This is a genomic window from Chloroflexota bacterium (genome assembly GCA_018648225.1).
GTDB lineage: Bacteria > Chloroflexota > Anaerolineae > Anaerolineales > UBA11858 > NIOZ-UU35.
Window position 1 is genome coordinate 1859 of the sequence record JABGRQ010000102.1, and the last position, 24288, is coordinate 26146.

At 50.5% G+C, this 24288-nt stretch carries 38 protein-coding genes; 4 read left to right on the forward strand and 34 right to left on the reverse strand.

The window, feature by feature from the left end; translation table 11 throughout:
* The 4 genes from HN413_09445 to HN413_09460 all read left to right on the forward strand — a co-directional run.
* On the forward strand, nt 1-1275 hold a 1275-nt coding region (locus HN413_09445), incomplete at its 5' end, for a tryptophanase (protein MBT3390623.1).
* A gap of 80 nt (nt 1276-1355) precedes the next feature.
* On the forward strand, nt 1356-2288 hold the full coding sequence (locus HN413_09450) for an exopolyphosphatase (GenBank protein MBT3390624.1): 933 nt from the start codon (nt 1356-1358) through the stop codon (nt 2286-2288).
* A gap of 36 nt (nt 2289-2324) precedes the next feature.
* A complete protein-coding gene (locus tag HN413_09455; GenBank protein MBT3390625.1) occupies nt 2325-4331 on the forward strand; it encodes a S9 family peptidase in 2007 nt (668 codons plus the stop codon).
* A 124-nt stretch (nt 4332-4455) separates the two neighbouring features.
* Complete coding sequence (locus HN413_09460; protein MBT3390626.1) at nt 4456-5220, forward strand: TIGR00266 family protein; 765 nt, start codon at nt 4456-4458, stop codon at nt 5218-5220.
* Between the two features lie 49 nt (nt 5221-5269).
* Here HN413_09460 and mazG read toward each other — a convergent pair whose 3' ends face one another.
* The 34 genes from mazG to rpsJ form a co-directional block, all read right to left on the reverse strand.
* Complete coding sequence (mazG, locus tag HN413_09465) at nt 5270-6718, reverse strand: nucleoside triphosphate pyrophosphohydrolase (GenBank protein ID MBT3390627.1); 1449 nt, start codon at nt 6716-6718, stop codon at nt 5270-5272.
* Between the two features lie 106 nt (nt 6719-6824).
* A complete protein-coding gene (gene rpsI / locus HN413_09470; protein MBT3390628.1) occupies nt 6825-7217 on the reverse strand; it encodes a 30S ribosomal protein S9 in 393 nt (130 codons plus the stop codon).
* Between the two features lie 2 nt (nt 7218-7219).
* Complete coding sequence (gene rplM, locus HN413_09475; protein MBT3390629.1) at nt 7220-7672, reverse strand: 50S ribosomal protein L13; 453 nt, start codon at nt 7670-7672, stop codon at nt 7220-7222.
* A gap of 58 nt (nt 7673-7730) precedes the next feature.
* The gene (gene truA, locus HN413_09480) at nt 7731-8474 is read right to left on the reverse strand and encodes a tRNA pseudouridine(38-40) synthase TruA (GenBank protein ID MBT3390630.1); all 744 of its coding nucleotides are present in this window, start codon (nt 8472-8474) and stop codon (nt 7731-7733) included.
* Nucleotides 8475-8553: 79 nt separating this feature from the next.
* Nucleotides 8554-8931: a 50S ribosomal protein L17 gene (rplQ, locus tag HN413_09485; protein MBT3390631.1), complete on the reverse strand. Its 378-nt coding sequence runs from the start codon at nt 8929-8931 to the stop codon at nt 8554-8556.
* A gap of 5 nt (nt 8932-8936) precedes the next feature.
* Nucleotides 8937-9896 (reverse strand): DNA-directed RNA polymerase subunit alpha, encoded by a 960-nt coding sequence (locus HN413_09490; GenBank protein MBT3390632.1) that lies wholly within the window; start codon nt 9894-9896, stop codon nt 8937-8939.
* A gap of 79 nt (nt 9897-9975) precedes the next feature.
* Complete coding sequence (gene rpsD / locus HN413_09495; protein ID MBT3390633.1) at nt 9976-10617, reverse strand: 30S ribosomal protein S4; 642 nt, start codon at nt 10615-10617, stop codon at nt 9976-9978.
* A 78-nt stretch (nt 10618-10695) separates the two neighbouring features.
* The gene (gene rpsK / locus HN413_09500) at nt 10696-11097 is read right to left on the reverse strand and encodes a 30S ribosomal protein S11 (GenBank protein MBT3390634.1); all 402 of its coding nucleotides are present in this window, start codon (nt 11095-11097) and stop codon (nt 10696-10698) included.
* A 196-nt stretch (nt 11098-11293) separates the two neighbouring features.
* On the reverse strand, nt 11294-11683 hold the full coding sequence (gene rpsM / locus HN413_09505) for a 30S ribosomal protein S13 (GenBank protein ID MBT3390635.1): 390 nt from the start codon (nt 11681-11683) through the stop codon (nt 11294-11296).
* A gap of 6 nt (nt 11684-11689) precedes the next feature.
* Nucleotides 11690-11803 carry a 50S ribosomal protein L36 gene (gene rpmJ / locus HN413_09510; GenBank protein MBT3390636.1) on the reverse strand — a complete coding sequence of 38 codons (114 nt, stop codon included), beginning with the start codon at nt 11801-11803 and terminating at the stop codon, nt 11690-11692.
* Nucleotides 11804-11854: 51 nt separating this feature from the next.
* A complete protein-coding gene (gene map / locus HN413_09515) occupies nt 11855-12661 on the reverse strand; it encodes a type I methionyl aminopeptidase (protein ID MBT3390637.1) in 807 nt (268 codons plus the stop codon).
* Nucleotides 12662-12667: 6 nt separating this feature from the next.
* Complete coding sequence (locus HN413_09520; GenBank protein ID MBT3390638.1) at nt 12668-13321, reverse strand: adenylate kinase; 654 nt, start codon at nt 13319-13321, stop codon at nt 12668-12670.
* A gap of 9 nt (nt 13322-13330) precedes the next feature.
* Nucleotides 13331-14665 (reverse strand): preprotein translocase subunit SecY, encoded by a 1335-nt coding sequence (gene secY / locus HN413_09525; GenBank protein ID MBT3390639.1) that lies wholly within the window; start codon nt 14663-14665, stop codon nt 13331-13333.
* A gap of 120 nt (nt 14666-14785) precedes the next feature.
* On the reverse strand, nt 14786-15241 hold the full coding sequence (gene rplO / locus HN413_09530; GenBank protein MBT3390640.1) for a 50S ribosomal protein L15: 456 nt from the start codon (nt 15239-15241) through the stop codon (nt 14786-14788).
* A gap of 8 nt (nt 15242-15249) precedes the next feature.
* Nucleotides 15250-15447, reverse strand: coding sequence for a 50S ribosomal protein L30 (gene rpmD, locus HN413_09535; protein MBT3390641.1), 198 nt, complete (start codon nt 15445-15447; stop codon nt 15250-15252).
* A gap of 5 nt (nt 15448-15452) precedes the next feature.
* The gene (rpsE, locus tag HN413_09540) at nt 15453-15965 is read right to left on the reverse strand and encodes a 30S ribosomal protein S5 (protein ID MBT3390642.1); all 513 of its coding nucleotides are present in this window, start codon (nt 15963-15965) and stop codon (nt 15453-15455) included.
* 15 nt (nt 15966-15980) lie between these two features.
* Complete coding sequence (locus tag HN413_09545; protein MBT3390643.1) at nt 15981-16349, reverse strand: 50S ribosomal protein L18; 369 nt, start codon at nt 16347-16349, stop codon at nt 15981-15983.
* A gap of 2 nt (nt 16350-16351) precedes the next feature.
* A complete protein-coding gene (gene rplF / locus HN413_09550; GenBank protein MBT3390644.1) occupies nt 16352-16894 on the reverse strand; it encodes a 50S ribosomal protein L6 in 543 nt (180 codons plus the stop codon).
* Between the two features lie 50 nt (nt 16895-16944).
* Entirely contained in the window at nt 16945-17358 is a 414-nt protein-coding gene (gene rpsH / locus HN413_09555) for a 30S ribosomal protein S8 (GenBank protein ID MBT3390645.1), read from the reverse strand.
* Between the two features lie 19 nt (nt 17359-17377).
* Nucleotides 17378-17560: a type Z 30S ribosomal protein S14 gene (locus HN413_09560; protein MBT3390646.1), complete on the reverse strand. Its 183-nt coding sequence runs from the start codon at nt 17558-17560 to the stop codon at nt 17378-17380.
* A gap of 3 nt (nt 17561-17563) precedes the next feature.
* A complete protein-coding gene (gene rplE, locus HN413_09565; GenBank protein MBT3390647.1) occupies nt 17564-18103 on the reverse strand; it encodes a 50S ribosomal protein L5 in 540 nt (179 codons plus the stop codon).
* A 19-nt stretch (nt 18104-18122) separates the two neighbouring features.
* The gene (locus HN413_09570; GenBank protein MBT3390648.1) at nt 18123-18452 is read right to left on the reverse strand and encodes a 50S ribosomal protein L24; all 330 of its coding nucleotides are present in this window, start codon (nt 18450-18452) and stop codon (nt 18123-18125) included.
* Between the two features lie 26 nt (nt 18453-18478).
* Nucleotides 18479-18850 carry a 50S ribosomal protein L14 gene (rplN, locus tag HN413_09575; GenBank protein MBT3390649.1) on the reverse strand — a complete coding sequence of 124 codons (372 nt, stop codon included), beginning with the start codon at nt 18848-18850 and terminating at the stop codon, nt 18479-18481.
* Nucleotide 18851: 1 nt separating this feature from the next.
* Entirely contained in the window at nt 18852-19127 is a 276-nt protein-coding gene (gene rpsQ / locus HN413_09580; GenBank protein ID MBT3390650.1) for a 30S ribosomal protein S17, read from the reverse strand.
* On the reverse strand, nt 19124-19336 hold the full coding sequence (gene rpmC, locus HN413_09585) for a 50S ribosomal protein L29 (protein ID MBT3390651.1): 213 nt from the start codon (nt 19334-19336) through the stop codon (nt 19124-19126). Before rpmC ends, rpsQ begins: the two co-directional genes overlap by 4 nt.
* A 2-nt stretch (nt 19337-19338) precedes the next feature.
* Nucleotides 19339-19761, reverse strand: a complete 423-nt coding sequence (gene rplP, locus HN413_09590) for a 50S ribosomal protein L16 (GenBank protein MBT3390652.1) — start codon at nt 19759-19761, stop codon at nt 19339-19341.
* Between the two features lie 52 nt (nt 19762-19813).
* On the reverse strand, nt 19814-20491 hold the full coding sequence (rpsC, locus tag HN413_09595) for a 30S ribosomal protein S3 (GenBank protein ID MBT3390653.1): 678 nt from the start codon (nt 20489-20491) through the stop codon (nt 19814-19816).
* A gap of 13 nt (nt 20492-20504) precedes the next feature.
* Nucleotides 20505-20849, reverse strand: a complete 345-nt coding sequence (rplV, locus tag HN413_09600) for a 50S ribosomal protein L22 (protein MBT3390654.1) — start codon at nt 20847-20849, stop codon at nt 20505-20507.
* 8 nt (nt 20850-20857) lie between these two features.
* On the reverse strand, nt 20858-21130 hold the full coding sequence (gene rpsS, locus HN413_09605; GenBank protein MBT3390655.1) for a 30S ribosomal protein S19: 273 nt from the start codon (nt 21128-21130) through the stop codon (nt 20858-20860).
* Between the two features lie 98 nt (nt 21131-21228).
* Nucleotides 21229-22065, reverse strand: a complete 837-nt coding sequence (gene rplB / locus HN413_09610; GenBank protein ID MBT3390656.1) for a 50S ribosomal protein L2 — start codon at nt 22063-22065, stop codon at nt 21229-21231.
* Nucleotides 22066-22067: 2 nt separating this feature from the next.
* Nucleotides 22068-22373, reverse strand: a complete 306-nt coding sequence (gene rplW / locus HN413_09615) for a 50S ribosomal protein L23 (protein MBT3390657.1) — start codon at nt 22371-22373, stop codon at nt 22068-22070.
* 13 nt (nt 22374-22386) lie between these two features.
* Complete coding sequence (gene rplD, locus HN413_09620) at nt 22387-23019, reverse strand: 50S ribosomal protein L4 (GenBank protein MBT3390658.1); 633 nt, start codon at nt 23017-23019, stop codon at nt 22387-22389.
* 16 nt (nt 23020-23035) lie between these two features.
* The gene (gene rplC, locus HN413_09625; protein MBT3390659.1) at nt 23036-23665 is read right to left on the reverse strand and encodes a 50S ribosomal protein L3; all 630 of its coding nucleotides are present in this window, start codon (nt 23663-23665) and stop codon (nt 23036-23038) included.
* 255 nt (nt 23666-23920) lie between these two features.
* Nucleotides 23921-24229, reverse strand: coding sequence for a 30S ribosomal protein S10 (gene rpsJ, locus HN413_09630; GenBank protein ID MBT3390660.1), 309 nt, complete (start codon nt 24227-24229; stop codon nt 23921-23923).
* Between the last annotated feature and the right edge of the window lie 59 nt (nt 24230-24288).

Consider the following 24288-nt stretch of genomic DNA (forward strand, 5'->3'; position numbering starts at 1 on the left):
GTCTTTGGGCTGCTGGCGGAAGAAATTTTCATCGACCTGCTGACCGACTCCGGCACCGGGGCGATGAGCCAGCACCAGTGGGCCGCCATCATGGAAGGGGATGAATCCTACGCCGGAGCCAGATCGTACCTGCGATTGACGGAAGCCATGAAAGATATTTTCGGCTTTCGTTTTTTTGTGCCCACGCACCAGGGCCGCGCCGCAGAGAATATTCTTTGCGCCGTGCTGCTCACAGATGGGCAATATATCCCATCCAATATGCACTTCGACACCACCGAAGGCAATATCCGCGCCCGCGGTGGACGTCCCACCAACCTGGTCATTGATGAAGCCTTCGATCCCGATTCACAGCATCCCTTTAAGGGCAATATGGATTTGGGCAAGCTGCGCGCCTTTATCGAAGATGTCGGTGTGGAGCAGATTCCCTTCGGGATGATTACGATCACGAACAACGCCGGGGGTGGGCAGCCGGTCTCGATGGAAAATCTCAAGGCCGTAGCAGCGATCTATAAAGAATACGGCATCCCCTTTTTCATTGATGCCTGCCGCTATGCTGAAAATGCCTATTTCATCAAGCTGCGCGAACCGGGCTATGAGACTATCAGCACACTGGAAATCGCCAGAGAGACGTTTGCCCTGGCCGATGGCGCCACGATGAGCGCTAAAAAGGATGCGATTGTTAACATCGGCGGTTTCCTAACACTGAATGACGAGGCCGTCTTCCAGCAGGTGCGCAATGAGTTGATTCTGCGCGAGGGCTTCCCCACCTATGGCGGGTTGGCCGGACGCGATCTGGATGCGATGGCGGTAGGTTTGTACGAGGGGCTGGATGAAGATTATCTGGCCTACCGGTTGGGGCAAACGGCCTATCTGGGCGAAAAGTTGCTCGAAATTGGGGTTCCCATCGTCGAGCCGCCGGGCGGGCACGCCATTTATATCGATGCCGGGCGATTGCTGCCGCATATCCCCCAGGCCGAATACCCCGGACAGGCGCTGGCGGCAGAGATGTATCTCGAGGGCGGCATCCGCGCCGTGGAAATGGGTTCGGTGGCCTTCGCCTATCCTGACCCCGACACAAGTGAGATGATTCATCCCAAAATGGAGCTGGTGCGCCTTGCCATTCCGCGGCGAGTGTATACCCAGGCGCATATCGACTATATTGCCAAAACGCTGGCGAATATCGTTGCCCGCAAAGACAGCCTGCGCGGCTACCGCATCACCTACGCCCCGGAGTTGCTGCGCCACTTCACGGCGCAGTTTGAACCCATCGTCTGAAGATTAGCAACTCAATCAACCGACATGGAAATCTGTGCAGGTAGATACTCGCAGAGTCGAAAAATGTAAAGGAGATTGAAATGTCCAGAGATAAGAAAGAATACCGCTTAGTGACCCGCAGCGACATGGATGGGCTAGTATGCGCAATGCTGCTCAAAGAGTTAGGCATGCTTAATTCTATCAAATTCGTGCACCCAAAGGATGTCCAAGACGGCAAAATTGATTTAGGTTCTGGCGATATCACTACAAACCTGCCTTATGTGGAAAGCGTTCATCTGGCATTCGATCACCATGCCAGCGAAACAATCCGCATTGACGATAAAAAAGAGAATCGTATCATCGACCCAAATGCGCCCTCGGCTGCACGCGTTGTTTATCAATATTTCGGTGGCGAGGGAGCATTCCCAAATTTCTCGATAGATATGATAAACGCAGTCGATAAGGCTGATTCAGCACAATATACCAAAGATGATGTGCTCAACCCGCAAGGATGGGAGTTGTTGAGTTTCATTATGGATGCGCGGACTGGTTTGGGTCGGTTTCGAAATTTCCGCATCTCAAATTATGACTTGATGATGGACTTGATTGATTATTGCCGCGACCATACTATTGAAGAGATCTTACATCTGCCTGATGTGAAGGAACGCACTGATCTCTACTTTGAGCACGAAGTTCCCTTCAAAGATCAAATCAAGCGCTGCTCCACACAGTATGGCAAATTTGTCGTTCTGGATTTGCGCGCTGAGGAAATCATCTACTCGGGCAATCGCTTTATGATTTACGCCCTCTTCCCAAAATCAAATATCTCAATGCACGTGCTTTGGGGATTTAAAAAACAGAATACCGTCTTTGCAGTGGGTAAGTCGATCTTTGACCGTTCATCTCAAGTGCATATCGGTGAACTCATGCTGAAATACGGCGGCGGCGGCCACATCGCCGCAGGAACTTGCCAGATCAACAACGAAAAGGCCCAACAAGTTCAGGAAGAACTGATCGCGGCGCTTTCGGTATAGAATCACATATCCGAACTTCACCTGAAAGGGAAATACATGCCCAACACGAAACGCACGATTACAGCCGAAGATTTATATAACTTTGAACTATTGTCGCCGCCGCGCATCTCGCCGGACGGCAAGCATGTGGTCTACGCCCAGCAGCGCGTGGATGCCAAGACCGAGAAGAAATACAGCAATCTGTGGATTACCCCTACCAACGGCAGCGGCGCTCGTCCGTTCACCATTGGCGACCAAAATGACTCACAGCCGCGCTGGTCACCCGATGGCAAGACGATTGCCTTCATCTCGAACCGCGGCGATGAGAAACAGCCCCAAATCTATCTGATCCCCTTCGAGGGTGGTGAAGCCCGCGCCCTGACCGAACTCAAAGGTGAAATCGGCGCGCTGGAATGGTCACCGGATGGAACACAATTTGTGATCCAGTTTCGCGCCAAAGACGCCGAAGTTCTGGAGCGGGACGGGGACGAGCAAAAGAAAAAACTTGGTATTGTCGCCCGCCACTACGAGCGTGTTTTCTATAAATTCGATGGCTATGGCTTTCTGCCCCATGAGCGCTGGCACATCTGGACGGTAGACGCGTCCAGTGGCGTAGCCAATCAACTCACCGCGGGGCCAATCTTCGATGAACTCCAACCCGCCTGGTCGCCCGATGGCAAATCAATTGCCTTTATATCCAATCGCAACCCCGACCCCGATCTGGCGCGTGGCGATACCAGCCTGTTCGTGATCCCGGCGGCAGGCGGTTTAGAACGCCAAATCGAAACCACTTCCCAGGCGCTTCTGCCTAGTTTTTCTCCCGATGGCAAGTTGATTGCCTATATCGGCCAACGCGACTACACGCAGTGGTGGCAAAATAACGATCTGTGGGTTGCACCGGTTGACGGCTCCATGCCGCCGCGCAACCTGACCACCAAATTCGACGCCACGGTCGATACGGCCAGCATCAACGATCTCAATTTTGGGCATAACCCGCAAGCCCCGGCCTGGTCGCCAGATGGCAACACACTTTTCTTCCAGGTCAGCAAAGATGGCAGCAACCTGCTCATGTCGGCGAATGTCAGTAACGGCGAGTTGAGGACCGTTCTCGGCGAGAAGGGTTTTGTGGGTGGGTTCGATTTCGACCACGCAGGAGAAACGCTGGCCTATTTCTTCGGCACGATGAGCGACCCGGGGCAGATTTTTGTGCATCCCGTGGGGGGGCAGGGTTCAACTCAGATTACGCGCGCCAACCCCTGGCTACAGGAAGTCAATCTCGGCTCAATGGAAGAAGTCTGGTTCAAGGGGCGTGACGGCAACGACATCCAGGGATGGATTCTAAAACCCCCGGCCTTTGACGCCTCCCAAACATATCCTTCGATCCTCGAAATCCACGGCGGTCCGCTGGCAATGTACGCCGAGTTTTTCATGCACGAGTTCTACTACCTCGCCGCGCAGGGCTATGTGGTCTATTTCAGCAATCCGCGCGGCGGACAGGGTTACGGCGAAACGCATGCCAAAGCCATCTGGCAAGATTGGGGCAACGCTGATTATGCCGATCTGATGAGTTGGACAGACTATGTGGCGGCGCAGCCCTACATCGATACCAATCGCATGGGCGTGACCGGCGGCAGTTACGGCGGCTATATGAGCCTGTGGATTATCGGCCATACCCAGCGCTTCCAGGCCGCCGTGCCGCAGCGCGTGGTCAGCAACTTTGTCAGCATGTGGGGTTCCAGTGATCTGAACTGGATTTTCCAGCAAGTGCTCGACAACAAACCGCCCTGGGAAGATTTGGAGAAATACTGGAAACACTCGCCGATGGCCTATATCGGCAATGCCAAAACGCCGACTTTGCTGATCCACAGCGAGAACGATCACCGTTGCCCGATCGAACAGGGCGAGCAGGCTTTTGTGGCGCTCAAAACCCTGGGTGTAGATGCCGAAATGGTGCGCTTCCCCGAAGAGCCACACGGTCTTTCGCGCATAGGCCGCACAGATCGGCGCATCGCCCGCCTGAATCATATTGCACGCTGGATGGGTAAATACCTAAAGTACCCATAGCTCAACCTTGAGACGCCAAGTTTGTGAAACTTCGCAGGCCTGGTATCGTATAGTGTAGACAGAAAAGAGATTTCGGCTCGAAACTGAGCCATCTCAAATTAATCGAACACAAACGGAGGCGAAAATGGCTGATGTAATTGATTATCAAATTTACGGCGACGATCTTCAGCTCGTGGAAATTGAACTTGATCCCGGCGAGGGTGTACGCGCCGAGGTTGGAACAATGACCTATATGGAAAACGGCATCGAGATGCAAACTGACACCGGCGGCGGGCTCTTCAAGGGCCTGAAGCGCATGGTAACGGGTGAGAGCTTTTTCATCACTACATTTTTAAATAATGCACAGATAAAATCTCACGTAGCATTTGCAGCCCCCTACCCTGGCAAAATTGTAGCCTTTGACCTGGATCAATTTAACGGCCAGGTGTTATGCCAAAAAGACTCCTTCCTGTGCGCCGCTCAAGGCACCGAAATCGAAGTCGCCTTCACCAAACGTATGGGTGCGGGTTTCTTCGGCGGCGAGGGCTTCATCTTGCAGCGCCTCGTCGGCGATGGGATGGTATTCGTCCACGCGGGCGGCACGGTCATCGAAAAAGACCTGACCGCGGGCGAAACCCTGCGCGTGGACACCGGCTGCATCGTAGCCTTTGACACCCGTGTAGACTACGACATCCAGATGGTTGGCGGCTTCAAGAACGCGCTCTTCGGCGGTGAAGGTCTCTTCCTCGCCAAGCTAACCGGCCCCGGAAAAGTGTATCTGCAAAGCCTGCCCTTCTCGCGGCTGGTAGACCGCATCAAGAGCGGTATCAGTTTCAGCCAGGGCGGCGGCGAGCAAACCGGCGTCGCCGGAATCGGCAGCGATATTCTCAAGGGGATTATCAGCGGATAAACAACAATTCAGCAAAAATAAAAAGAGTGGCAGCGAGCTGCCACTCTTTTTATTTTTGCTTTGCCTCTTGCCACAATTCTTCCATTTCTTCCAGCGGCATCTCCCCCAGTTCACGGCCCTGCTCGCGGGCTGATTGCTCAATAAATGCAAAGCGCGTGCGAAAACGCTGATTAGTTTCGCGCAGGGCGCTTTCGGCATCAATCTTTAGCCAGCGCGCCAGATTGACAATCGCAAAGAGCAAATCACCAACTTCGGATGCGCGGGCTGCGTCATCGGGGGCGGTGCGAATTTCTTCAATCTCTTCGCAAATTTTATCCATCACCCCTGAAATATCGGGCCAGTCGAAGCCTACACGCACCACCCGATTCTGGTAAGTCTGCGCCCGAGTCAGGGCGGGAAGAGCGTTGGCAACACCATCCAACAAGCCTTTCTTCTCTTCACCATTGGCCTTGCGTTCTTCGGCTTTCAGACGCTCCCAATTTTTGATTACTGCATCGGCCTCATCAAGATTTACATCGCCAAAAACATGCGGATGCCGTCGCACCAGTTTGGTATAAATGCCGTTGATGACATCTGCCATCGTAAACTCACCGTATTCACTGGCAATCTGGGCGTGCAACACAACCTGGAGCAACAAATCGCCAAATTCTTCGACCATCGCGATAGGATCGTCTTTATCAATCGCATCCACCACTTCATAGGCTTCTTCGAGCAAATTGGGGCGCAACGATTGATGATCCTGCTCGCGATCCCAGGGACAGCCCTCGGGCGAGCGCAGATGCGCTACCAATTCTTGAAACGCTTCCATGGATGTCGCCGGGCCAAGCGGAGACAAATAGAGCGAAGTCAGCAAACCAATATGCTCGCTACGGTCAATCGCGTAAAGGGGTAAATCTTCAACCAGCTCAGTAGTGGAACCGGCGCCATGCACCAACTGAACGGGATGTTCATCGGGATAGGCGGCCATGAGAGTGATCTTGACTTCGGCGGCGATCTGACGGTCGTAGATTTGGGCGATCAGGACGGGCGCATCGGGCGGGAAAGGGGGGTGGTGGCCGCTCACGAGGGTCAGCGCATCCACAAGGGATGTGTGTGGTAAAGGGTCTAGCCCCAGGGCAGAGAATGTCGGTTCGAGGAAACTCAGCCCACCTACGAGCGAGCACGGAATTCCCAACGCTTTAGCCTGGCGAACAATCTCCGGGCCGGTGGACTCAGCGATAAAGGGATGTCCCGGGACAGCATAAATTACCCCTTCGGGGCGTTTTCCCAGGGCAATAATCTGCTCGACAATTTGCTGGTACACTTGCTCGAAGGAATCATAATGCTGATAAAGGTCATCAAAACTTTTCACGCGTAGCGAAGGCGGGAAACCTTTTACCGCCGGGTGCTGTTCGGTGCGTAGGTAGATTTCATCCGCAGTTTCAAGCACTTGCCAGGCCTGACGCGTGATGAGGTCTGCATTGGCAGGGCCAAGCCCTAAAATTACGATACCAGCCATAGATAATCCTTAAACAAATACCGCGGAGAGCGCGGAGAGCGCAAAGTTTTTATGCTCTGCGTTCTTCGCGTTCTCCGCGGTTGATATGCCTGTAAAAGCAGAACCACTAACGCTTGGTGTAAGTGGGTGCCTTGCGGGCGCGCTTGAGACCGGGTTTCTTGCGTTCTTTTTCACGCGAGTCGCGCGTCAAGAAGCCGCCCTTGCGCATTGCCGACCGGTAATCCGGGTTCATTTTTATCAGTGCACGAGCCAAGCCCAACTGAACAGCATCGGTCTGGCCGGTAACACCACCGCCTTTGACCAATACACTCACATCTACTGAGCTGTCCTGCCCAACGGTAGATAGCGGGGCAACGATATTTTGTGAATCGCCCATACGAGTGAAATACTCTTCGAGGGATTTCTCGTTGACGATAATCTGGCCAGTGCCGCTCATCACGCGAACACGAGCCGTACTGGCCTTGCGGCGACCGACACCTTCGTAATATTGATTCGCCATAATTACTCCTTAGTCGAAGATAAAACTTCTTCGATGGGTTTCGGGTTTTGGGCCGAGTGGGGGTGCTCAGCACCTCCGTAAACGCGCAGTTTTGTCATCAATTTGCGCCCATAGCGATTGTGGGGCAGCATACCCCAGACCGCTTTTTCGATAACGCGCTCAGGGTGCTTGTCAAGCAAGTCACGCAGGCTAATGGATTTCAATCCACCCGGACGGCCACTGGTACGATGGTACATTTTGTCTTCCAGCTTATTGCCCGTTACGCGAATATGTTTTGCATTGACGACAACAACAAAATCGCCCACATCAACACCCGGCGTGAATTCTGGCTTGTGTTTGCCAAGCATCACAGTGGATATCTGTGTTACCAGGCGGCCAAGTGTCTGCTCGTTGGCATCAACGAGCACCCAGTCGCGCTGGATATCTTCAGGTTTGGGATAAAACGTTTTATACACGATTCTCCGCTCTCCGTTTTTTCTATTCAGGTTATATTACCTGTTACTTACGCTCTAGTTAACTATTCTCACAATAATGTACATTGACCAAAGTCAGCCCACATGCCGGGGCCAGCCCTTGAATCGGCTGCGCCGGATGATGCAGATGGGAGCGTAATTGCTCCATATCCATCAGTCCTTGAACAACTTTGATCTGGGTTGACACCAAGCGACGCACCATATGATAGAGAAAAGCATTTGCCGTAACGTCAAAATACAGGATGCCGTCGGTTTGATGCCATTTGGCCGAGATCAGATCTCGGATCGTGCTGCCGCCAGCGTGCATTGGACTACCAAAGGCGGCAAAATCATGCACGCCTACCAACTGGTCAGCCGCTGCTTGCAACACATCCATATCCGGTGCAGGCCACACTCGCCAGGTATAGCGTTCTAAAAGCGGATTGGCTGTTTCCTGACAATAAATGCGGTATTGATAACTTCGGCTAAGCGCATGATAACGCGGATGGAAATCTTCAGCAACAATCTCTACCAGCGAAACAGCTACATCTTCGGGAAGCAACGCGTTGAGTGCGCTACGCAGGTTGTCTACGGGGTGGCGCCAATCCAGGTCGAAGGCAGCCACCTGTCCCGCAGCATGAACTCCCGCATCGGTGCGTCCAGCCAACAAGAGAGTTGTCCCTTGCCAATTCAATTTGCGCAAAGTTTCTTCGACAACACCTTGCACTGTGCGCACATCCCGCTGGCGTTGAGAGCCATGAAATTGAGTGCCGTCGTACGCGAGAATAATTTTGTAACGTGCCATTGGTCAGTGGTCAGTGAACAGTGGCCAGTCAACAGTCGAAACTGTTTACTGCTCACCGGTCACTGATTACTGATTGATTCTACTCTTCTACCAGCTCTAAAATGACCATATCGGCCGAATCACCTTGCCGAGGGCCAAGCTTTATCATACGGGTGTATCCGCCAGGGCGATTTTCAAAGCGCGGCGCGATATCATCAAAAAGTTTTGAAACAACTTGATTATCACCCAGGCGCGAGACTGCAACGCGTCGAGCATGCACGGCATTGGCGCCTTCGGCCTTGTTACCGCGTTTTGCCAATGTAATCAGTTTTTCAGCAGGCTGTCGAATAGCTTCAGCCTTGGCACGGGTAGTTTGAATTCGCTCGTGCTCAAACAACTGCTTCACCAATGTGCGGCGCAATGCAATGCGATGACCTTTTGATCGTCCTAATCGATAACCAGCTACTTTATGTCGCATTTTGCTTACTCCAATTCAAGGCCGTCAAGGATACCTTCCATTACATAGCCCTTTTCGACCATTTTATCTCGTAATTCCAAGAGGCTCTTGACACCGAAATTGCGGATGGAGAGGACTGCATCATCACCTTTTTCCATCAATTCGATGATCTCACCAATATTCGTGATTCCAGCCCGCTTCAAGGAATTGAAAACACGCACAGAAAGATCGAGGTCTTCTATCGGCGTTTCGATGATCTCTTCGCCCAGGCCTTCTTCTTCGACATGTTCTTCTACCATTGCAGCCAATGATTCGGCGCTAACACCTGCCAGATGTTGCAAATGTTCCATCAGGAGCTTTGCACTGGTGCTAAGCGCTTTTTCAGGCTCAATCGTACCATCGGTCCAAATTTCCATGATCAGCTTGTCATAATTGGTACTTTGTCCCACACGGGCAAAACCAATATCGTAGTTGACGCGCTTCACCGGGTTATAGATGGCATCCACGGGAAGTTCACCAATCGGCAGGCGGCCAGAGCGGTCATCGGCGGGCGAATATCCGCGGCCTCGCTGGACGGTTAGTTCGATCTCCAGAGGTGCGTCACGGTCATCCACTGTGAAAAGATACAGTTCCGGGTTGATAATTTCAACATCAGAGGGCGCGATGATATCCGCAGCCGTTACCACGCCAGAGCCATGTACTTCCAGGTGCATTCGGGCAGTATCCACATCATACAAGATCATGCGCAATTTTTTAATTTGCAACATGATATGAATAACATCTTCACGCACGCCAGGGATATCCCGATACTCATGATGAATATCGGCGATCCGAATGGACGTAATGGCCGCGCCGTCCAAAGATGATAGTAAAACCCGGCGCAACGCATTTCCCAAAGTGAGACCATAGCCACGCTCAAGCGGGCCAATTGCATACTTACCGTAATTTCGAGATTCTGCTTCGCGTTCGATTTTTGGCGTTACCATACTACTTAATCCCAACACCAGACACCCCTTTCAACTAAATATGAGGCTCTATGCTGTTTACAATTCATCACGATCCTAATTACCGTCGCGAATAGTACTCAACAATGAGTTGCTCGTTCAGGTTGCCATCAATTTCAAGGCGTTCAGGCAGACGAACTAATTCGCCCGACAAAGCTTCTACATCGCGACCGATCCAATCCGGAATGGATTTCTCGGTTGCTATGGAGCGAAGGTCCTTGAAAAACACACGCTTGCGTGAGCCATCTCGTACGGCGATGTGATCGCCTGGAGAAAGCAACATTGAGGGCACGTCTGTACGGCGTCCGTTGACATCAAAATGGCCGTGCGTTACTAGCACACGCGCCTGGGTGCGGCTACTGGCATATCCCATGCGATAAATAACATTATCTAAACGGGATTCCAAAATTTGCAGCAAATTCAAACCGGTCAGGCCGCGTCGCTGAAGCGATTCTTCGTAATAGCGGCGGAACTGACGTTCCATCACACCGTAAATCCGGCGAGCTTTCTGTTTAGCGCGTAACTGACGCGCAAAGTCGGATTCGCGGCGGCGACGGAATTGTGAGCTGCGTCCATGATCTCCCGGAGGGTACGCTCGACGTTCAAATGAACACTTCGAGGTGTAACAACGCGCACCTTTCAGAAAGAGTTTTTCTCCTTCCCGCCTACACAGCTTACAAGCGGGTCCACGATATCGTCCCATAATACTTTCCTCTATTTATTCCTTCTCGTAGTCGCTGATTGAAGATGTAAACACATCACAATAAGCGGAAACTATCCTTTATACACGGCGCTTTTTCGGAGGGCGGCAACCGTTATGTGCCACGGGGGTCTTATCCGTAATTGCGGTGACCTTCACGCCCATTGTCTGAACGGCACGAATAGCAGCTTCGCGTCCGCGACCGGGGCCATTGATAATTACTTCGGCTTCACGCAAGCCCATATCCATGGCTGCCTTCACTGCATGTTCTGCTGCCAGGCGAGCGGCATAGGGCGTACTTTTACGAGAACCTTTCAGCCCCATAATGCCGGGGGAACCCCAGCAAACCGTATTACCCTGAGGGTCAGAAACCGTTACGATCGTGTTGTTAAACGTTGCGTAAATATGCACCTGCCCCGAAGACAGTGTGCGCTTTGTTTTTCGTGCGCCCTTCTTCCGACGCGGTAAACTTTTTTTAGCCATACGACCTCACACTTAATTTGTGATTCTGCTTTGTGGTTTTGTTATGGACAATCACCCACCATGCCGATCAGCCACGGGAAGAGAGGAAGGATTCCCAATCGAACAGGCAGGTGCAGGCCACAACAGAGCTAACAATGCTTAGCCGGGGTTTGATCCTGCACAAAAAAACAGGATACAGCCCCAGGCGTTCACCAAACTACGTCTTGGCAACACCTCTGCGGCGTCCGCGTCCGGCGACCGTTTTCTTGGGGCCTTTGCGGGAACGCGCATTTGTGCGCGTACGCTGACCACGCAACGGTAAATTGCGGCGGTGTCGAAGCCCGCGATAGCTGCCAATTTCAATCAGGCGTTTGATATGCATTTGGCTTTCGCGGCGCAAATCACCTTCCACTTTGTACTTTTGGGAGATTTCCTCACGCAGCAAACTGGCTTCGTCATCGGTCAGATCACGAACACGCGTATCAGGATTAACACCAGTTTTCGCCAGGATTTCATTTGCGCTTGAGCGGCCAATGCCAAAAATATACGTTAGAGCAACCTCTATCCGCTTTTCACGAGGTAAGTCTATACCTTCAATACGAGCCATAATTCACTATCCCTGTCGCTGTTTATGTTTTGGATTTTCACAGATTACGTACAATCTACCTTTGCGCTTTACAATCTTGCATTTTGCGCAGCGTTTTTTTACAGATGCTGATACTTTCATAATGCCTCACTTCTGGCTAATACTACTCTTCTAGCCCAGCCAAAGTTTCGATTATACTAGCCTCTTCGAATTCAGTCCATAGCTTTCATTGAGAATGGTTAGAATTTGCGGGCCATTTTCGGTCACTGCTACGGTGTGTTCAAAATGAGCCGTCAAAGAGCCATCCGCCGAAACCACTGTCCATTGATCGGGTAAAACCCGAGTTTTGTACGCGCCAGCTAACAACATTGGCTCGATGGCCAGGGTAATACCCGGCCTCAACACAAGCCCGCGCCCTGCGCTGCCAAAATTTGGCACTTGCGGGGCTTCATGCATCTGGCGACCAACACCGTGCCCCGTATATTCACGCGGTACGCTATATCCATGGCCTTCAACATATTCCTGAATCGCCGCCGAGATATCGCCAACCCGATTACCAGCCTGCATTTTCGAAATACCAATTTGCAAGGCTTTTTCAGTAACTTCAAGTAAGCGCCGGGCCTTTTTCGGAATTTCACCAACGCCAACCGAAATAGCCGAATCGGCGACAAAACCTTTGTAAGTCGTGCCGCAGTCGATGGAAACGAGATCACCCGACTGCAATTTTTTTTTGCCAGGAATGCCATGCACCAACGCTTCATTGATGCTAATGGTCAGCGTAGCTGGAAAGGGATACGGGCCGGGGTAGCCTTTGAAAGTAGGCTCCCCGCCATGATCGCGTATCACCTGTTCGGCTACGGCATCCAGCTCTGCGGTTGTGATGCCCGGCTGAATCAGATTGCGAACAGTTTCATGAACCAAGGCATTAATATGCCCAGCCTGACGCATGATCTCTATTTCTTCGGATGTTTTTATAATTACGTTACGCTGCCAAACCATAATTTCCTACAACTTTGCGATGGCAGCGAAGAGCGCTTCCGAAACTGCATCGATAGCCTGAGCGCCGTCAATCTCAACCAAGACACCTTTCTGACGATAGTAATCGATCAATGGCTGGGTTTGATCAAGATAAACCCGAATGCGCCGCGATACTGTTTCAACGGTGTCATCTTCTCGCTGATAAAGTTCAGTGCCATCCACATCGCAGATGCCATCCACCTTGGGTAGATTAAACTTGACGTGGAAAACATGTCCATTTTGGCAGGATCGCCGCCCGCTAAGCCGTTCAACAAGCTCATCATCGGCAACGATGATGCACGGGACAGCGTCCACCTGAGTATTTTTTTGATCACGCAGTATTCCATCCAGCGCTTCGGCCTGAAATACCGTGCGAGGAAACCCATCCAGTAGCACGCCTGCCTGACAATCGGGTCGCGAGATGCGTTCTTGCACCATGCGAATGGTGACATCATCGGGAACCAATTCACCTCGATTGATATATCCTTCAGCCAATTTTCCTAATTCGGTTTTTTCACGCAAATTTTCGCGAAAAAGGTCGCCCGATGAGACATGGGGAATGCCCATTTTCTCAGATAGAATTTTTGCCTGAGTGCCCTTTCCGGCTCCGGGAGGGCCAAGCATCACGAAGTGCTGTGCCATTATTCACCACTAGCGGACTAAAAGTGTTTCATCATATCCGTGCAATTTTAACTCTGCGTCAATGTTAAAGAATGTATCTCTGACAACACCTACCACAATCAACAAACCTGACGAGGTCACTAACAACGTGCCAGTGTTATCGCCCAGGGGTAAAATCAATCCAACCAAGAATGGGATCACCGCCACCATGCCCAGGAAAAAAGCACCGGGGAAGGTGATACGGCGCAACACTTTGGTGAGGTAGCGCTGGGTTGGTTCGCCTTTGCTCACACCAGGGATTTGCGCACCAGAGCGTTTTAGGTTTTCACCATAATTTTGCTGTGCAAATAACACATCGGTGTAGAAGAAAGCGAAACCGACAACGAAAACGAAATAGATGGCCCAGTACCAGGGACTGTTGCCACCAAAAATATTCTGCGCACCCAAGGCCAGGTTCGCCACCCAGGTGGTTTCAGATTGCAAGAAGAAACCTGCAATAATAGCCGGGAAGGTGAGCAATGATTGGGCGAAGATGATCGGAATCATGCCCGCCATATTTACGCGCAGCGGCAAGGTGCCCTTGACGGGCATCGACATTCGACGGCCAACGCGTCTGCCCGGGTACATAACGGGAATATTACGTTGACCTTGCTGAACAATGACAATCACGAAAATGATCAAGATCATCAAAATGATAGAGAAGATCAACACCAACCAGCGATATTCATTATTGAGCAGTCCAGCAAAATTTTGCGGGATACGCGAAACGATGCCTGCAAAGATGAGTAACGAAAGCCCCTGATTGCGAATGCCAAATTCTGAGATCAATTCACCCAACCAAATGGCAAACATTGTTCCAGCCGTCATACTAAAGATAATCGCCAACGATGGCAGCAATGCGCTGCCGGAAAAACCGTAGTTATCAATAATAGGCACACCCGCAAAACCGCCAAAGATACGAATTTGCGATACAGCTTGTAAAGCCGCCATCGGAACTGCCAGAATATAGGTCCATTTCTCCATCCATTTCTGACCTTCACGGGGATCATCCTCCATGCGTCGCTGCAACGCCGGGATCACCGGTACCAGCAACTGGAGGATAATCTGAGCTGTAATGTAGGGATACACGCCCATAGCCATCACGGAAAAATTGGAAACTGTACCGCCAGACAGCATATCTAAGATGCCTACCAGAGTGCCTGCGGCACCACCACCAGACAAGATAGAAGCAAGGGCAGCGCGGTTCACGCCCGGCACTGGCACTTGCGCGGCCAAGCGATAGATCACCATAATGCCTAATGTGATCAGCAATTTTCGTCGGATGTCTCGGGCTGTCCATAGATAGCGCCAAGCAGACCGCTTCATAAATTGGCTCCTTAATAGTTAGTCGCATTCGTCGTATTGGTCTCATGTGTCTGAACGATCTCACGGCCCGACAAATCAGACACGTGAAACAAATTAGACTACACGTTGCACCAAATCAGACTATTTCGACCACTCCAGAATATCTACACTACCGCCAGCCGCTTCAATTTTGGCGCGCGCACCATCTGATATTCGGTGTACGCTAACCTTGAGGGCTTTTTTGATTTCGCCTTCACCCAAAATTACAGTGGGGTTGCGCTCATCTTTTATCATGCGGGCTTCAGCCAAGGTTTCTGGGGAAACTTTGGCGCCTTTTTTGAAATCTTCCAGTTGGTACAAATTAATTTCATTAAAGGTGATGCGATGAGGAGGGGTAAAACCACGCTTGAAAGGTAAGCGGCGGAAGAATGGCAAGTTGCCACCCTGATGCCACAGCGAGGTACCACCACCACGACGAGAATTCTGCCCGTTAGAACCGCGACCAGCAGTTTTACCTTGCCCTGCGGAAATACCGCGGCCCAAACGTTTGCCTCGTTTTGTTGCACCGTCATTCGGCTTTAAATCATGCAATTTCATCGTTCTACCTACTCTTCAACCCGCACCAGATGGCTAACTTTGTTCACCATCCCGCGGATAACCGGTGTATCTTGTTGTTCAACGGTATGATTGATACGACGAAGCCCTAAAGCGCGGACTGTACTTTTTTGTCGCACGGGGTAACCAATGGTGCTTTTCACCAGTGTGATACGCAGCATTTTCGGTGGAGTTTTTTTCTTAGCCATATCTCTTATCCTTTATTCCAGAATGGCAGAACTCGCTCAACCGGAATACCGCGCTCATTGGCAATTTGCTGGGGATTTTTTAACTGATCCAGCGCATCCATTGCAGCATAAACGACATTAAGATCGTTATTGCTGCCAAGCGATTTCGTCAAAATATCTGAGATACCTGCGGCTTCTATAACCGCGCGCACGCCACCGGCTGCAATAACACCCGTACCACGGGAAGCCGGTTTGAGCATCACGCGCGCACCACCCACCTTACCCAGAACTTCGTAAGGAATAGTTGTGTCAAAGATTGCCACGCGGTGCATATTTTGTTGTGCCTGCTTTACAGCTTTGCGAATGGCATCGGGAACCGAATTTGCTTTCCCGCTGCCAACGCCGACACTGCCAGCGTTATCACCAACCACAACGGTCACACGAAATGAAAACCGACGACCACCTTTTACAACTGTGGCAACACGCCGAATCTCAATTACACGCTCATCGAATTCTTTTTCAGCTTGATAGTTCGCCATGTTTGTTCTCCTCGATTAGAACTGCAAGCCACCTTCGCGAGCGCCATCGGCGAGCGCACTCACACGCCCGATATAGCGATATCCACCGCGATCAAAGACAACTTGTTTTACACCAACCGCCTGCGCTCGTTCAGCAATGGTTTGACCAACTAGCTTGGCCTGTTCAATCTTGCTCAAACTATCCATTTTCTTGCGCAGTTCACCATCAATAGTTGATGCAGAAGCCAATGTATGACCTGCCTCATCATCAATCACTTGAGCATAAATCTCGTTCAAACTGCGAAAAACATTTAAGCGGGGTTTTTCCGGAGTTCCTGCAACTGTCTTTCGTACACGCGTATGACGCCGTATACGAGCAGCCGCTCGAGTTTTTGATTTTGCCATAATTACACCTTACCAGCTTTACCTGCCTTGCGGCGGATACGCTCGTCCTGATATTTGATGCCTTTGCCTTTGTAAGGCTCAGGAGGACGAATTTTCCGAATATCAGCAGCAACCTGACCAACCTTGGCCCTATCGTAACCTTTAACATGCACAACGCGGTTACGATCTTCTACAACAAATTCAATGCCTTCGGGTGGTTCTATCTCAACAGGGTGAGAATACCCAACGTTGAGAACCAGATTCTTGCCATTCAATTCTCCACGGTAACCAACGCCATTGATTTCAAGAATTTTCTCAAAACCATCTGTAACGCCAACTACCATGTTGTTAATAATTGCTCGTGTCATGCCGTGCATGGCGCGATGTGTACCTTCATCTGAAGGGCGCTCCACAGTGATCACTCCTGTATCCAGGGTAATCTTCATTGACGCAGGGAAGGTGTGCTCCATCTGCCCCTTGGGGCCTTTGACATTCACACACGTTCCCTTAATTTTTACATCTACGCCCTGCGGCACATCCACTGGTAAACGACCAATACGTGACACAGTTCAACCTCCTGGATTATTGATCAGATATTTCTGATCTCCAATCGTTATTACCAAACTTTACATACGACTTCGCCGCCCAGGCCCAGTTTACGGGCTTCACGGCCAGTCATCACGCCTTGCGAAGTGGAGAGGATGGCAACACCCATCCCAGACAACACCCAGGGGATATCTTGTTTTCCAGTGTACACCCGACGTCCCGGTTTGCTGACTCGCTCAATACCAGTCACCACCGGACGACGGTTACGCCGCTCACCAATATACTTCAAACGAATAGTGAGAACTTTTTCTCCAACGCGTTTGCCATCTTGTACTTCGTAATCGGCTACAAAACCCTCAGTTTTTAAGATTTTGGCGATTGCTACCTTTATCTTCGAGCTGGGCATTGTGGTCACGAGCTGACCTGCCATAACAGCATTTCGGACACGAGTAAGCATATCGGCAATGGGATCACTAACACTCATGCTTCAACCTCCACCCGGATTACCAGGAAGCCTTTCTCACGCCAGGGATCTTGCCATCCAGCGCTAATTCACGGAAACAAATGCGGCATAAGCCAAAGCGACGAATATAGCCGCGCGGGCGTCCACAAACTTTACAACGATTCCGTACGCGAGTTTTATACTTACGTCGGTCTTCACGAACAACCATGCATGTCTTAGCCATTGTTTATCCTTCCTTCCTAAACGGCATTCCCAGCATACGCAATAATTCACGGCCTTCTTCATCGGTTGTCGCGGTAGTTACAATCGTAACTTCCAGGCCGCGTAGTTTATCGATTTTATCGTATTCTATCTCTGGAAATACCAGTTGTTCACGCAGGCCTAATGTGTAGTTGCCGCGCCCATCAAAAGAATTCGGAGAAATGCCCCGAAAATCTCTCACGCGCGGTAATGCGATGTTCATCAAACGATCTAGAAAAGCCCACATCCGTTGACCACGCAGGGTCACTTTCGTTCCAATGGGATTACCTTCACGCAGTTTAAAACTGGCTATGCTTTTTCGGGCACGAGTAATGATCGGTTTCTGCCCAGTAATCTTAATAAGATCACCAACCGCCGCTTCAAGAGCTTTGGCATTTTCTAAAGCCTCACCAACACCGATATTGACAACTACTTTCTGAATGCGGGGAACTTGCATAATATTACCCAAATTCAGCGTTTTCATCAGGTCCGGAACAATTTCTTCGTAACGTTCTTTTACTATCATTGTTTCACTCTCACAGACCTCAGTCAATCAGCGCGTCGCAACGCTTGCAAACACGATGAGAGCCATCTTCATCGCGCTGGATACCAACACGAGTGGCCTCACGACAAGAAGGGCAAACTAACATCACATTCGATATGTGCATTGGAGCCTCAAACTCGATAATACCTGGGGACATATTACGCCCCTGAGCCTGATATTGACCCTGATGCTTCTTACGAATATTGATGCTTTGCACAGCAACACGGGCTTTGTGAGGATAGACTTTAATCACCTCGCCGCGTTTACCCTTATCTTCGGAGCGGCCACTGATAATTTCTACAGTATCGCCTTTTTTTATTTTAGCATTCACGTTTTTCGCTCCTACTACTCACTGGCTTACAAACTTTCAGGCGCCAGCGAAACAATTTTCATATAGCCTTTTTCGCGCAATTCACGCGCAACTGGCCCAAAGATACGCGTCCCTTTTGGATTGAAGCTATCACCATCAAGGAGGACGGCCGCGTTATCGTCAAATCGAATAAAGCTTCCATCCGGTCGACGCCAACCCTTTTTTGTGCGCACAACTACGGCGCGGACAACATCACTTTTCTTCACAGCACCATGCGGCGTAGCCGATTTCACTGTGCCGACAACAACATCGCCAACGCTGGCATAGCGTCGTCGTGATCCACCTAACACTTTGATCACGAGCAACTCGCGCCCACCGGTGTTATCTGCAATCCGTATTCGCGATTCTTGTTGGATCATCTTATACCTCTACTTCATCCACGCTGGCTACGGCTTGATCTTCCTGAAGACGCTGCTCGACAACCCAGCGTTTGCGGCGCGAGATCGGACGACTTTCAACAATCGAGACTTCATCGCCAATCTGGCAGCCCAACTCATCATGAGCCATGAAACGGCTGCTATCAGATACAACCTTGCCATAGAGGCGGTGACGATAAGTGCGGGTTACTTCGACAACGACTGTCTTTTGCATCTTGTCGCTAACGACGACACCGGTTAAACGACGGCGGTTATTCATGCTTCACCTCCCGCGGATACTTCCTGCTTTCGCTCATTCAGGATAGTTTGATAGCGAGCAATATCACGGCGGATAATACGTATTCTAGTAAAATCAACCAACTCACCCGTAGCTTGTTGAAAGCGGAGTTTCATTAGTTCTTCTCGCGCTTCATCAATTTGCTCATTGATTTCGTCGGTCGTGAGTTCTCGAATTTCTGCTGCTTTCATCACTACTCTCCTGCCGAGTCGCTGGCTATGATTCTGGTTTTGACAGACAATTTATATGAAGCCAGTTTCAAAGCTCTTTTGGCAGTATCTTCGGGGATACCACCACCAATCTCGAACATAATCCGTCCGGGTTTTACGACTGCAGCCCAAAAATCCACATCACCTTTCCCTTTACCCATTCGGCTCTCGGCCGCACGCTTGGTGATGGGCTTATCCGGGAAAATACGGATCCATACTTTTCCACGACGGCGCATGGCACGTACCATTGCACGGCGGGCAGACTCAATTTGGCGGGCAGATACCCAACCCGGCTCAAGAGCCTGGAGGCCAAAATCGCCAAAATGGATGTCGGAACCGCGCTGTGCTTTGCCTTTCATGCGGCCGCGCATTTGTTTACGATACTTTACACGCTTTGGCATCAACATAGTTGATCACTCTCTCGTCATCTGAATCGACTTGCGGCGATTGCAGAGATCACTACTCACTTATATATACACCTTCAGTAGCTTCAGGTACTTCGGTTACTTCAGGGAAGATCGTTCCCTTATAGATCCATACCTTGATGCCAATGCGCCCATAAGTCGTATTAGCTTCGGCTACTGCATAGTCAATATTGGCACGCAGGGTTTGGCGGGGGACACGACCTTCACGCATGTGAATGGTTCGAGCCATTTCAGCGCCACCCAAACGTCCAGCTACCTGCACGCGGATACCTTCAGCGCCCTGGCGCATGGCCTGGCCGATCGAACGCTTCATCGCGCGCGAGAAGCTAATCCGCCGCTCTAACTGTCCGGCAATATTTTCTGCCACCAGATACGCGTCCAAATCGGGATTTTCGATCTCTTTGATATCCAGATCAATTTTCATCCCAACCAATTTTTCCAGATTGACGCGAACGACTTTAACATTAGCGCCTTTACGGCCAATAAATACACCTGGTTTGGCAGTATGCACAACCACGCGCACCTTGCCAGGAAATCGCTCTATTTCGATGCCAGAAATACCAGCGCGGTCGTTCTGGGTGTGAATCAGTTGGCGAACAGCGAGATCCTGGTGCAATTGGTCAACGTAGTTCTCACCTTCTGCATACCAACGTGCATCCCAATCACGGTTGATTCCTAAACGAAAACCAATAGGATTAACTTTGCGACCCATAATTTCTCCTCAACTAAGCCTCTCGTTCTCGCAAGACAACGGTGATATGCGATGAACGCCGCAACAACGGCTTGAACCGACCTCGAGCGCCAAAACGACGCCATTTGCGCGTGGGGCCTTGATCGGCAAAGATACGGTAGATATACAGATCATTACGGCTAATACCGAAATTTTCTTCTGCATTTGCCATCGCCGAGGCGATAACTTTGGCTACCGGCTTGGCAGCTTTATTTTGCAAAAATCTTAGCGTATCCAGCGCAGTGAGGGCATCCTCACCACGCACCAAATCAACCACCAGACGGGCTTTTTGTTGAGATATTTGAATATTGCGGGCATGAGCGCGAATATCTTGTGTCATGATTTACCTCACTTCCGCTTTTTCTCTACAAGATGCCCACGGAACGTGCGCGTATGAGCAAACTCACCCAGGCGATGACCAACCATATTTTCGGTAATATAAATCGGAACATGGCGGCGACCATCGTGAACGGCAATTGTGTGGCCGACCATTTGGGGGAAGATCACACTCGCGCGGCTCCAGGTACGAATTACTTTTTTGTCGCCACTGGCATTCATGGCTTCAATTTTTTTCAACAGTTTGGGGCTAACAAACGGCCCTTTTTTGAGTGATCTTGACATATCTCTCTAGTCTCCTGGTCTCCTGGTCTCTTAGCCGCACATCGTATAGCCCTGAGGGCTATCTGACTACCAGACTAACTGACCTATCTGACTATTTGTTAGCGACGCTTCTTCCCGCGACGCCGAACAATGTATTGATCGGTGCGTTTATTACTGCGGGTTCTTTTACCAAGCGTTTTCTGGCCCCAGGGGCTTTTCGGGCTTGGCATACCAATCGGAGAGCGACCCTCACCACCACCATGCGGGTGATCGCGGGGGCTCATAGCAGAACCACGAACGGTTGGGCGAATGCCCATATGGCGTTTGCGACCAGCTTTACCGAGTTTAATATTGCCATGATCCAGATTCCCTACTTGCCCAATAGTGGCGTAGCAATCACGATGGATCAGGCGAATTTCTCCCGATGGTAAGCGAACATGAGCGTAGCTGCCTTCTTTTGCTAATAATTGCGCCGCGGTACCTGCAGAGCGAACCAACTGTCCACCACGTCCCGGCTGAAGTTCGACATTATGAATCATCGTACCGGTTGGAATGTGGCTGATTGGCATACTGTTGCCGGGGCGTACATCAACATCGGCACCAGCCACTACCATATCATCTACCTGTAAACCAATTGGGGCAATAATGTAACGCTTCTCACCATCCACGTAGTTCAACAAGGCCAATCGTGCTGTGCGATTCGGATCATATTCGATCGCGGCGACGCGGGCGGGAATACCCCGTTTGTTGCGTTTAAAATCAACCAAACGGATCTTACGCCGATGTCCACCACCACGATGACGCACTGTAACACGCCCATAGGCATTACGTCCACCGCGGCTGCGGCGAGGCACCACCAACGAGCGCTCGGGCTTGGACTTGGTAATTTCTTCAAATGTGTATCCTGTTCTATCCCGCATACCGGGTGTTACAGGTTTATATTTCTTTACAGCCATGATTACCGTACTCCTTCGAAGACATCGATGGTATCGTCAGGGGCCAGGGTCACCAATGCTTTTTTGTAAGCACTACGGCGAACCAAAAGCCGACGACTGAGCGCACGACGGCCGCGCTTTGCGGGCATTATCATGGTATTTACGCGCACCACTTCCACATCGAACAGTGCTTCAACCGCATCTTTGATCATCGCCTTCGTTGCAGATTTATCCACTTCAAACGCATATTGATGCAATTTTGAAAACTGGTGGCTGGATTTCTCCGTCCACAACGGGCGCTTCAAAACATCATAAACACTAATAGCCATATCTACCTCTCACCTATCCCAAGTGATCTGAAATCGCATCCAAAGCTTGAAGAGGTAGGATGAGTTTATCGTAGCTCAACAAATCACGAATGTTGAGGTAATTTACGTGCACGGTTTTGGCCGAGGGCAAATTACGAGCTGATAATTCAACGACTTTATAAACTTCATCCTTTGCAGGAATTACGATCAAAGCGCTGGCATCTTTTGCCAGGGCATCCAGTGCCTGTGCCATAAGACGGGTTTTTACTTCATCAAGTTTGAGCTCATCCACAACAATGATTTCATTTTCTGCCGCTTTGACTGACAACGCAGAACGAAGGGCGGCTTGACGCATTTTGTGGGGCATTTTCTTGGCATAATTACGCGGACGAGGCGTATGAGTTTTTCCGCCACCGGGCCAAAGTGGTGAACGAATTGAACCATGGCGAGCTCGTCCCGTGCCTTTTTGACGCCAGGGCTTGCGCCCACCACCAGAAACTTCGCCCCGGCTTTTGGTCTTATGAGTTCCCAAGCGTGCGTTTGCCATTTGGCGCACATACGCTTGGTGCATCAGATCAATATTAATTGGGGCCTCGAAGATTGAAACCGGTAAATCAACGGTATCAACTTTCTTGCCATTCATATTCAGAACATTAACTTCCATGATCGCTTCGCTCCACACTCTACTGCTTGCGCGATTCCTTGATCAAAACGAGGCCGCCCTTGGGGCCAGGAACAGCACCGCGTACACCGATCAAATTGCGTTCAGCGTCTACTAAGACGATTTTCAAATTTTGAGCAGTAATACGTTGATTGCCCATATGACCAGGCATACGCTTACCAGGGAAAACTCTGCCAGTTCCGGAAGTAGCACCAATAGAGCCTACTGCCCGGTGACGATCTGACTGACCGTGGGTTTTGGGGCCGCCTCTAAAACCGTAGCGTTTTACCGCACCGGCAAAGCCACGCCCTTTACTTCGTCCAACTACGTCTACATGATCGCCAACTTCAAATACATCTACAGTAACCTGATCGCCTTCGTTCACATCTGGCTTTTTAGCCTGAAATTCACGCAAAAAGCGCACAGGTGGCAAATTATTGCGTTGTAGATGTCCAAGTTGACCACCTGTCAGACGCCGAGGTTTCGATTCACCAAAACCCAGCTGCACTGCAGAATATCCATCTTTATCGATGGTGCGCACCTGGGTAACATAGCAAGGCCCAGCTTCGATCAATGTAATCGGGACAGCTTCACCGATATCATTGAAAATCTGGGTCATGCCAATTTTCTTTCCAATCAGCCCTTTCAACATCTCAATTGTTCTCCTTGTTTTTTCTTAGACCCGCGGCAAATTCAAATGCCACATTCGGGTCTGGTATCAAAGGACTGCCAGTCTGGGCTTGACCGCATCATCCCGAAATAGCGCAGTTAGTTATCAGCCAGCGACACGCAAAATGTTCTGTCGCTGGCGCAATAGCTCTTTCGCTATTTTTTCGTGCAATTGCCTGGCTCATGCATTGTCGGATTAAAATACTCAGACACTGCACGAACTTAGCAATAGTTACAACTAAATCTTGATTTCAATATCCACGCCAGCGGGTAGGTTCAGCCGCATCAGCATATCAATCGTTTTCGAGTCCGGCTCAATCACATCAATCAGACGGTTATGTGTACGGATTTCAAAGTGTTCGTGTGAATCTTTATCAATAAAAGTCGAACGGCGAACAGCAAAACGTTCGATCTTCGTTGGCAGGGGCACTGGTCCCACAACGCGTGAACCTGTGCGCTCGGCGGTATCTACAATACGCTTTGCCGATTGATCTAAAACTCGATGATCGTAAGCCTTGAGGCGGATACGTATCTTCTGGCTGGCCATATAATTTACCTACTCAATGATCTTGGTGACGACACCGGCACCAACAGTTAGGCCACCCT

Excerpts from the sequence above, each read along its gene's own strand:
- rplV (MBT3390654.1), bottom strand. The coding sequence starts at position 20,849 with ATGACACAAGATATTCGCGCTCATGCCCGCAATATTCAAATATCTCAA.
- rpsM (MBT3390635.1), bottom strand. The coding sequence starts at position 11,683 with ATGGCTCGTATTGAAGGTATAGACTTACCTCGTGAAAAGCGGATAGAG.
- HN413_09460 (MBT3390626.1), top strand. The coding sequence starts at position 4,456 with ATGGCTGATGTAATTGATTATCAAATTTACGGCGACGATCTTCAGCTC.
- rplE (MBT3390647.1), bottom strand. The coding sequence starts at position 18,103 with ATGATAGTAAAAGAACGTTACGAAGAAATTGTTCCGGACCTGATGAAA.
- rpsQ (MBT3390650.1), bottom strand. The coding sequence starts at position 19,127 with ATGAATAACCGCCGTCGTTTAACCGGTGTCGTCGTTAGCGACAAGATG.
- HN413_09560 (MBT3390646.1), bottom strand. The coding sequence starts at position 17,560 with ATGGCTAAGACATGCATGGTTGTTCGTGAAGACCGACGTAAGTATAAA.
- rpmJ (MBT3390636.1), bottom strand. The coding sequence starts at position 11,803 with ATGAAAGTATCAGCATCTGTAAAAAAACGCTGCGCAAAATGCAAGATT.
- mazG (MBT3390627.1), bottom strand. The coding sequence starts at position 6,718 with ATGGCTGGTATCGTAATTTTAGGGCTTGGCCCTGCCAATGCAGACCTC.
- rplW (MBT3390657.1), bottom strand. The coding sequence starts at position 22,373 with ATGGCTATTAGTGTTTATGATGTTTTGAAGCGCCCGTTGTGGACGGAG.
- secY (MBT3390639.1), bottom strand. The coding sequence starts at position 14,665 with ATGAAGCGGTCTGCTTGGCGCTATCTATGGACAGCCCGAGACATCCGA.
- rpmD (MBT3390641.1), bottom strand. The coding sequence starts at position 15,447 with ATGGCTAAGAAAAAAACTCCACCGAAAATGCTGCGTATCACACTGGTG.
- rpsC (MBT3390653.1), bottom strand. The coding sequence starts at position 20,491 with ATGGGTCGCAAAGTTAATCCTATTGGTTTTCGTTTAGGAATCAACCGT.
- rplB (MBT3390656.1), bottom strand. The coding sequence starts at position 22,065 with ATGGCTGTAAAGAAATATAAACCTGTAACACCCGGTATGCGGGATAGA.
- rplO (MBT3390640.1), bottom strand. The coding sequence starts at position 15,241 with ATGAAATTGCATGATTTAAAGCCGAATGACGGTGCAACAAAACGAGGC.
- HN413_09455 (MBT3390625.1), top strand. The coding sequence starts at position 2,325 with ATGCCCAACACGAAACGCACGATTACAGCCGAAGATTTATATAACTTT.
- rpsJ (MBT3390660.1), bottom strand. The coding sequence starts at position 24,229 with ATGGCCAGCCAGAAGATACGTATCCGCCTCAAGGCTTACGATCATCGA.
- rpsH (MBT3390645.1), bottom strand. The coding sequence starts at position 17,358 with ATGAGTGTTAGTGATCCCATTGCCGATATGCTTACTCGTGTCCGAAAT.
- truA (MBT3390630.1), bottom strand. The coding sequence starts at position 8,474 with ATGGCACGTTACAAAATTATTCTCGCGTACGACGGCACTCAATTTCAT.
- rpmC (MBT3390651.1), bottom strand. The coding sequence starts at position 19,336 with ATGAAAGCAGCAGAAATTCGAGAACTCACGACCGACGAAATCAATGAG.
- HN413_09520 (MBT3390638.1), bottom strand. The coding sequence starts at position 13,321 with ATGGCACAGCACTTCGTGATGCTTGGCCCTCCCGGAGCCGGAAAGGGC.
- map (MBT3390637.1), bottom strand. The coding sequence starts at position 12,661 with ATGGTTTGGCAGCGTAACGTAATTATAAAAACATCCGAAGAAATAGAG.
- rplN (MBT3390649.1), bottom strand. The coding sequence starts at position 18,850 with ATGATCCAACAAGAATCGCGAATACGGATTGCAGATAACACCGGTGGG.
- HN413_09545 (MBT3390643.1), bottom strand. The coding sequence starts at position 16,349 with ATGGCAAAATCAAAAACTCGAGCGGCTGCTCGTATACGGCGTCATACG.
- rpsD (MBT3390633.1), bottom strand. The coding sequence starts at position 10,617 with ATGGGACGATATCGTGGACCCGCTTGTAAGCTGTGTAGGCGGGAAGGA.
- rplP (MBT3390652.1), bottom strand. The coding sequence starts at position 19,761 with ATGTTGATGCCAAAGCGTGTAAAGTATCGTAAACAAATGCGCGGCCGC.
- rpsK (MBT3390634.1), bottom strand. The coding sequence starts at position 11,097 with ATGGCTAAAAAAAGTTTACCGCGTCGGAAGAAGGGCGCACGAAAAACA.
- rpsE (MBT3390642.1), bottom strand. The coding sequence starts at position 15,965 with ATGGCGAACTATCAAGCTGAAAAAGAATTCGATGAGCGTGTAATTGAG.
- rpsI (MBT3390628.1), bottom strand. The coding sequence starts at position 7,217 with ATGGCGAATCAATATTACGAAGGTGTCGGTCGCCGCAAGGCCAGTACG.
- rplQ (MBT3390631.1), bottom strand. The coding sequence starts at position 8,931 with ATGCGACATAAAGTAGCTGGTTATCGATTAGGACGATCAAAAGGTCAT.
- rplC (MBT3390659.1), bottom strand. The coding sequence starts at position 23,665 with ATGTTGAAAGGGCTGATTGGAAAGAAAATTGGCATGACCCAGATTTTC.
- rpsS (MBT3390655.1), bottom strand. The coding sequence starts at position 21,130 with ATGTCAAGATCACTCAAAAAAGGGCCGTTTGTTAGCCCCAAACTGTTG.
- HN413_09450 (MBT3390624.1), top strand. The coding sequence starts at position 1,356 with ATGTCCAGAGATAAGAAAGAATACCGCTTAGTGACCCGCAGCGACATG.
- HN413_09490 (MBT3390632.1), bottom strand. The coding sequence starts at position 9,896 with ATGGTAACGCCAAAAATCGAACGCGAAGCAGAATCTCGAAATTACGGT.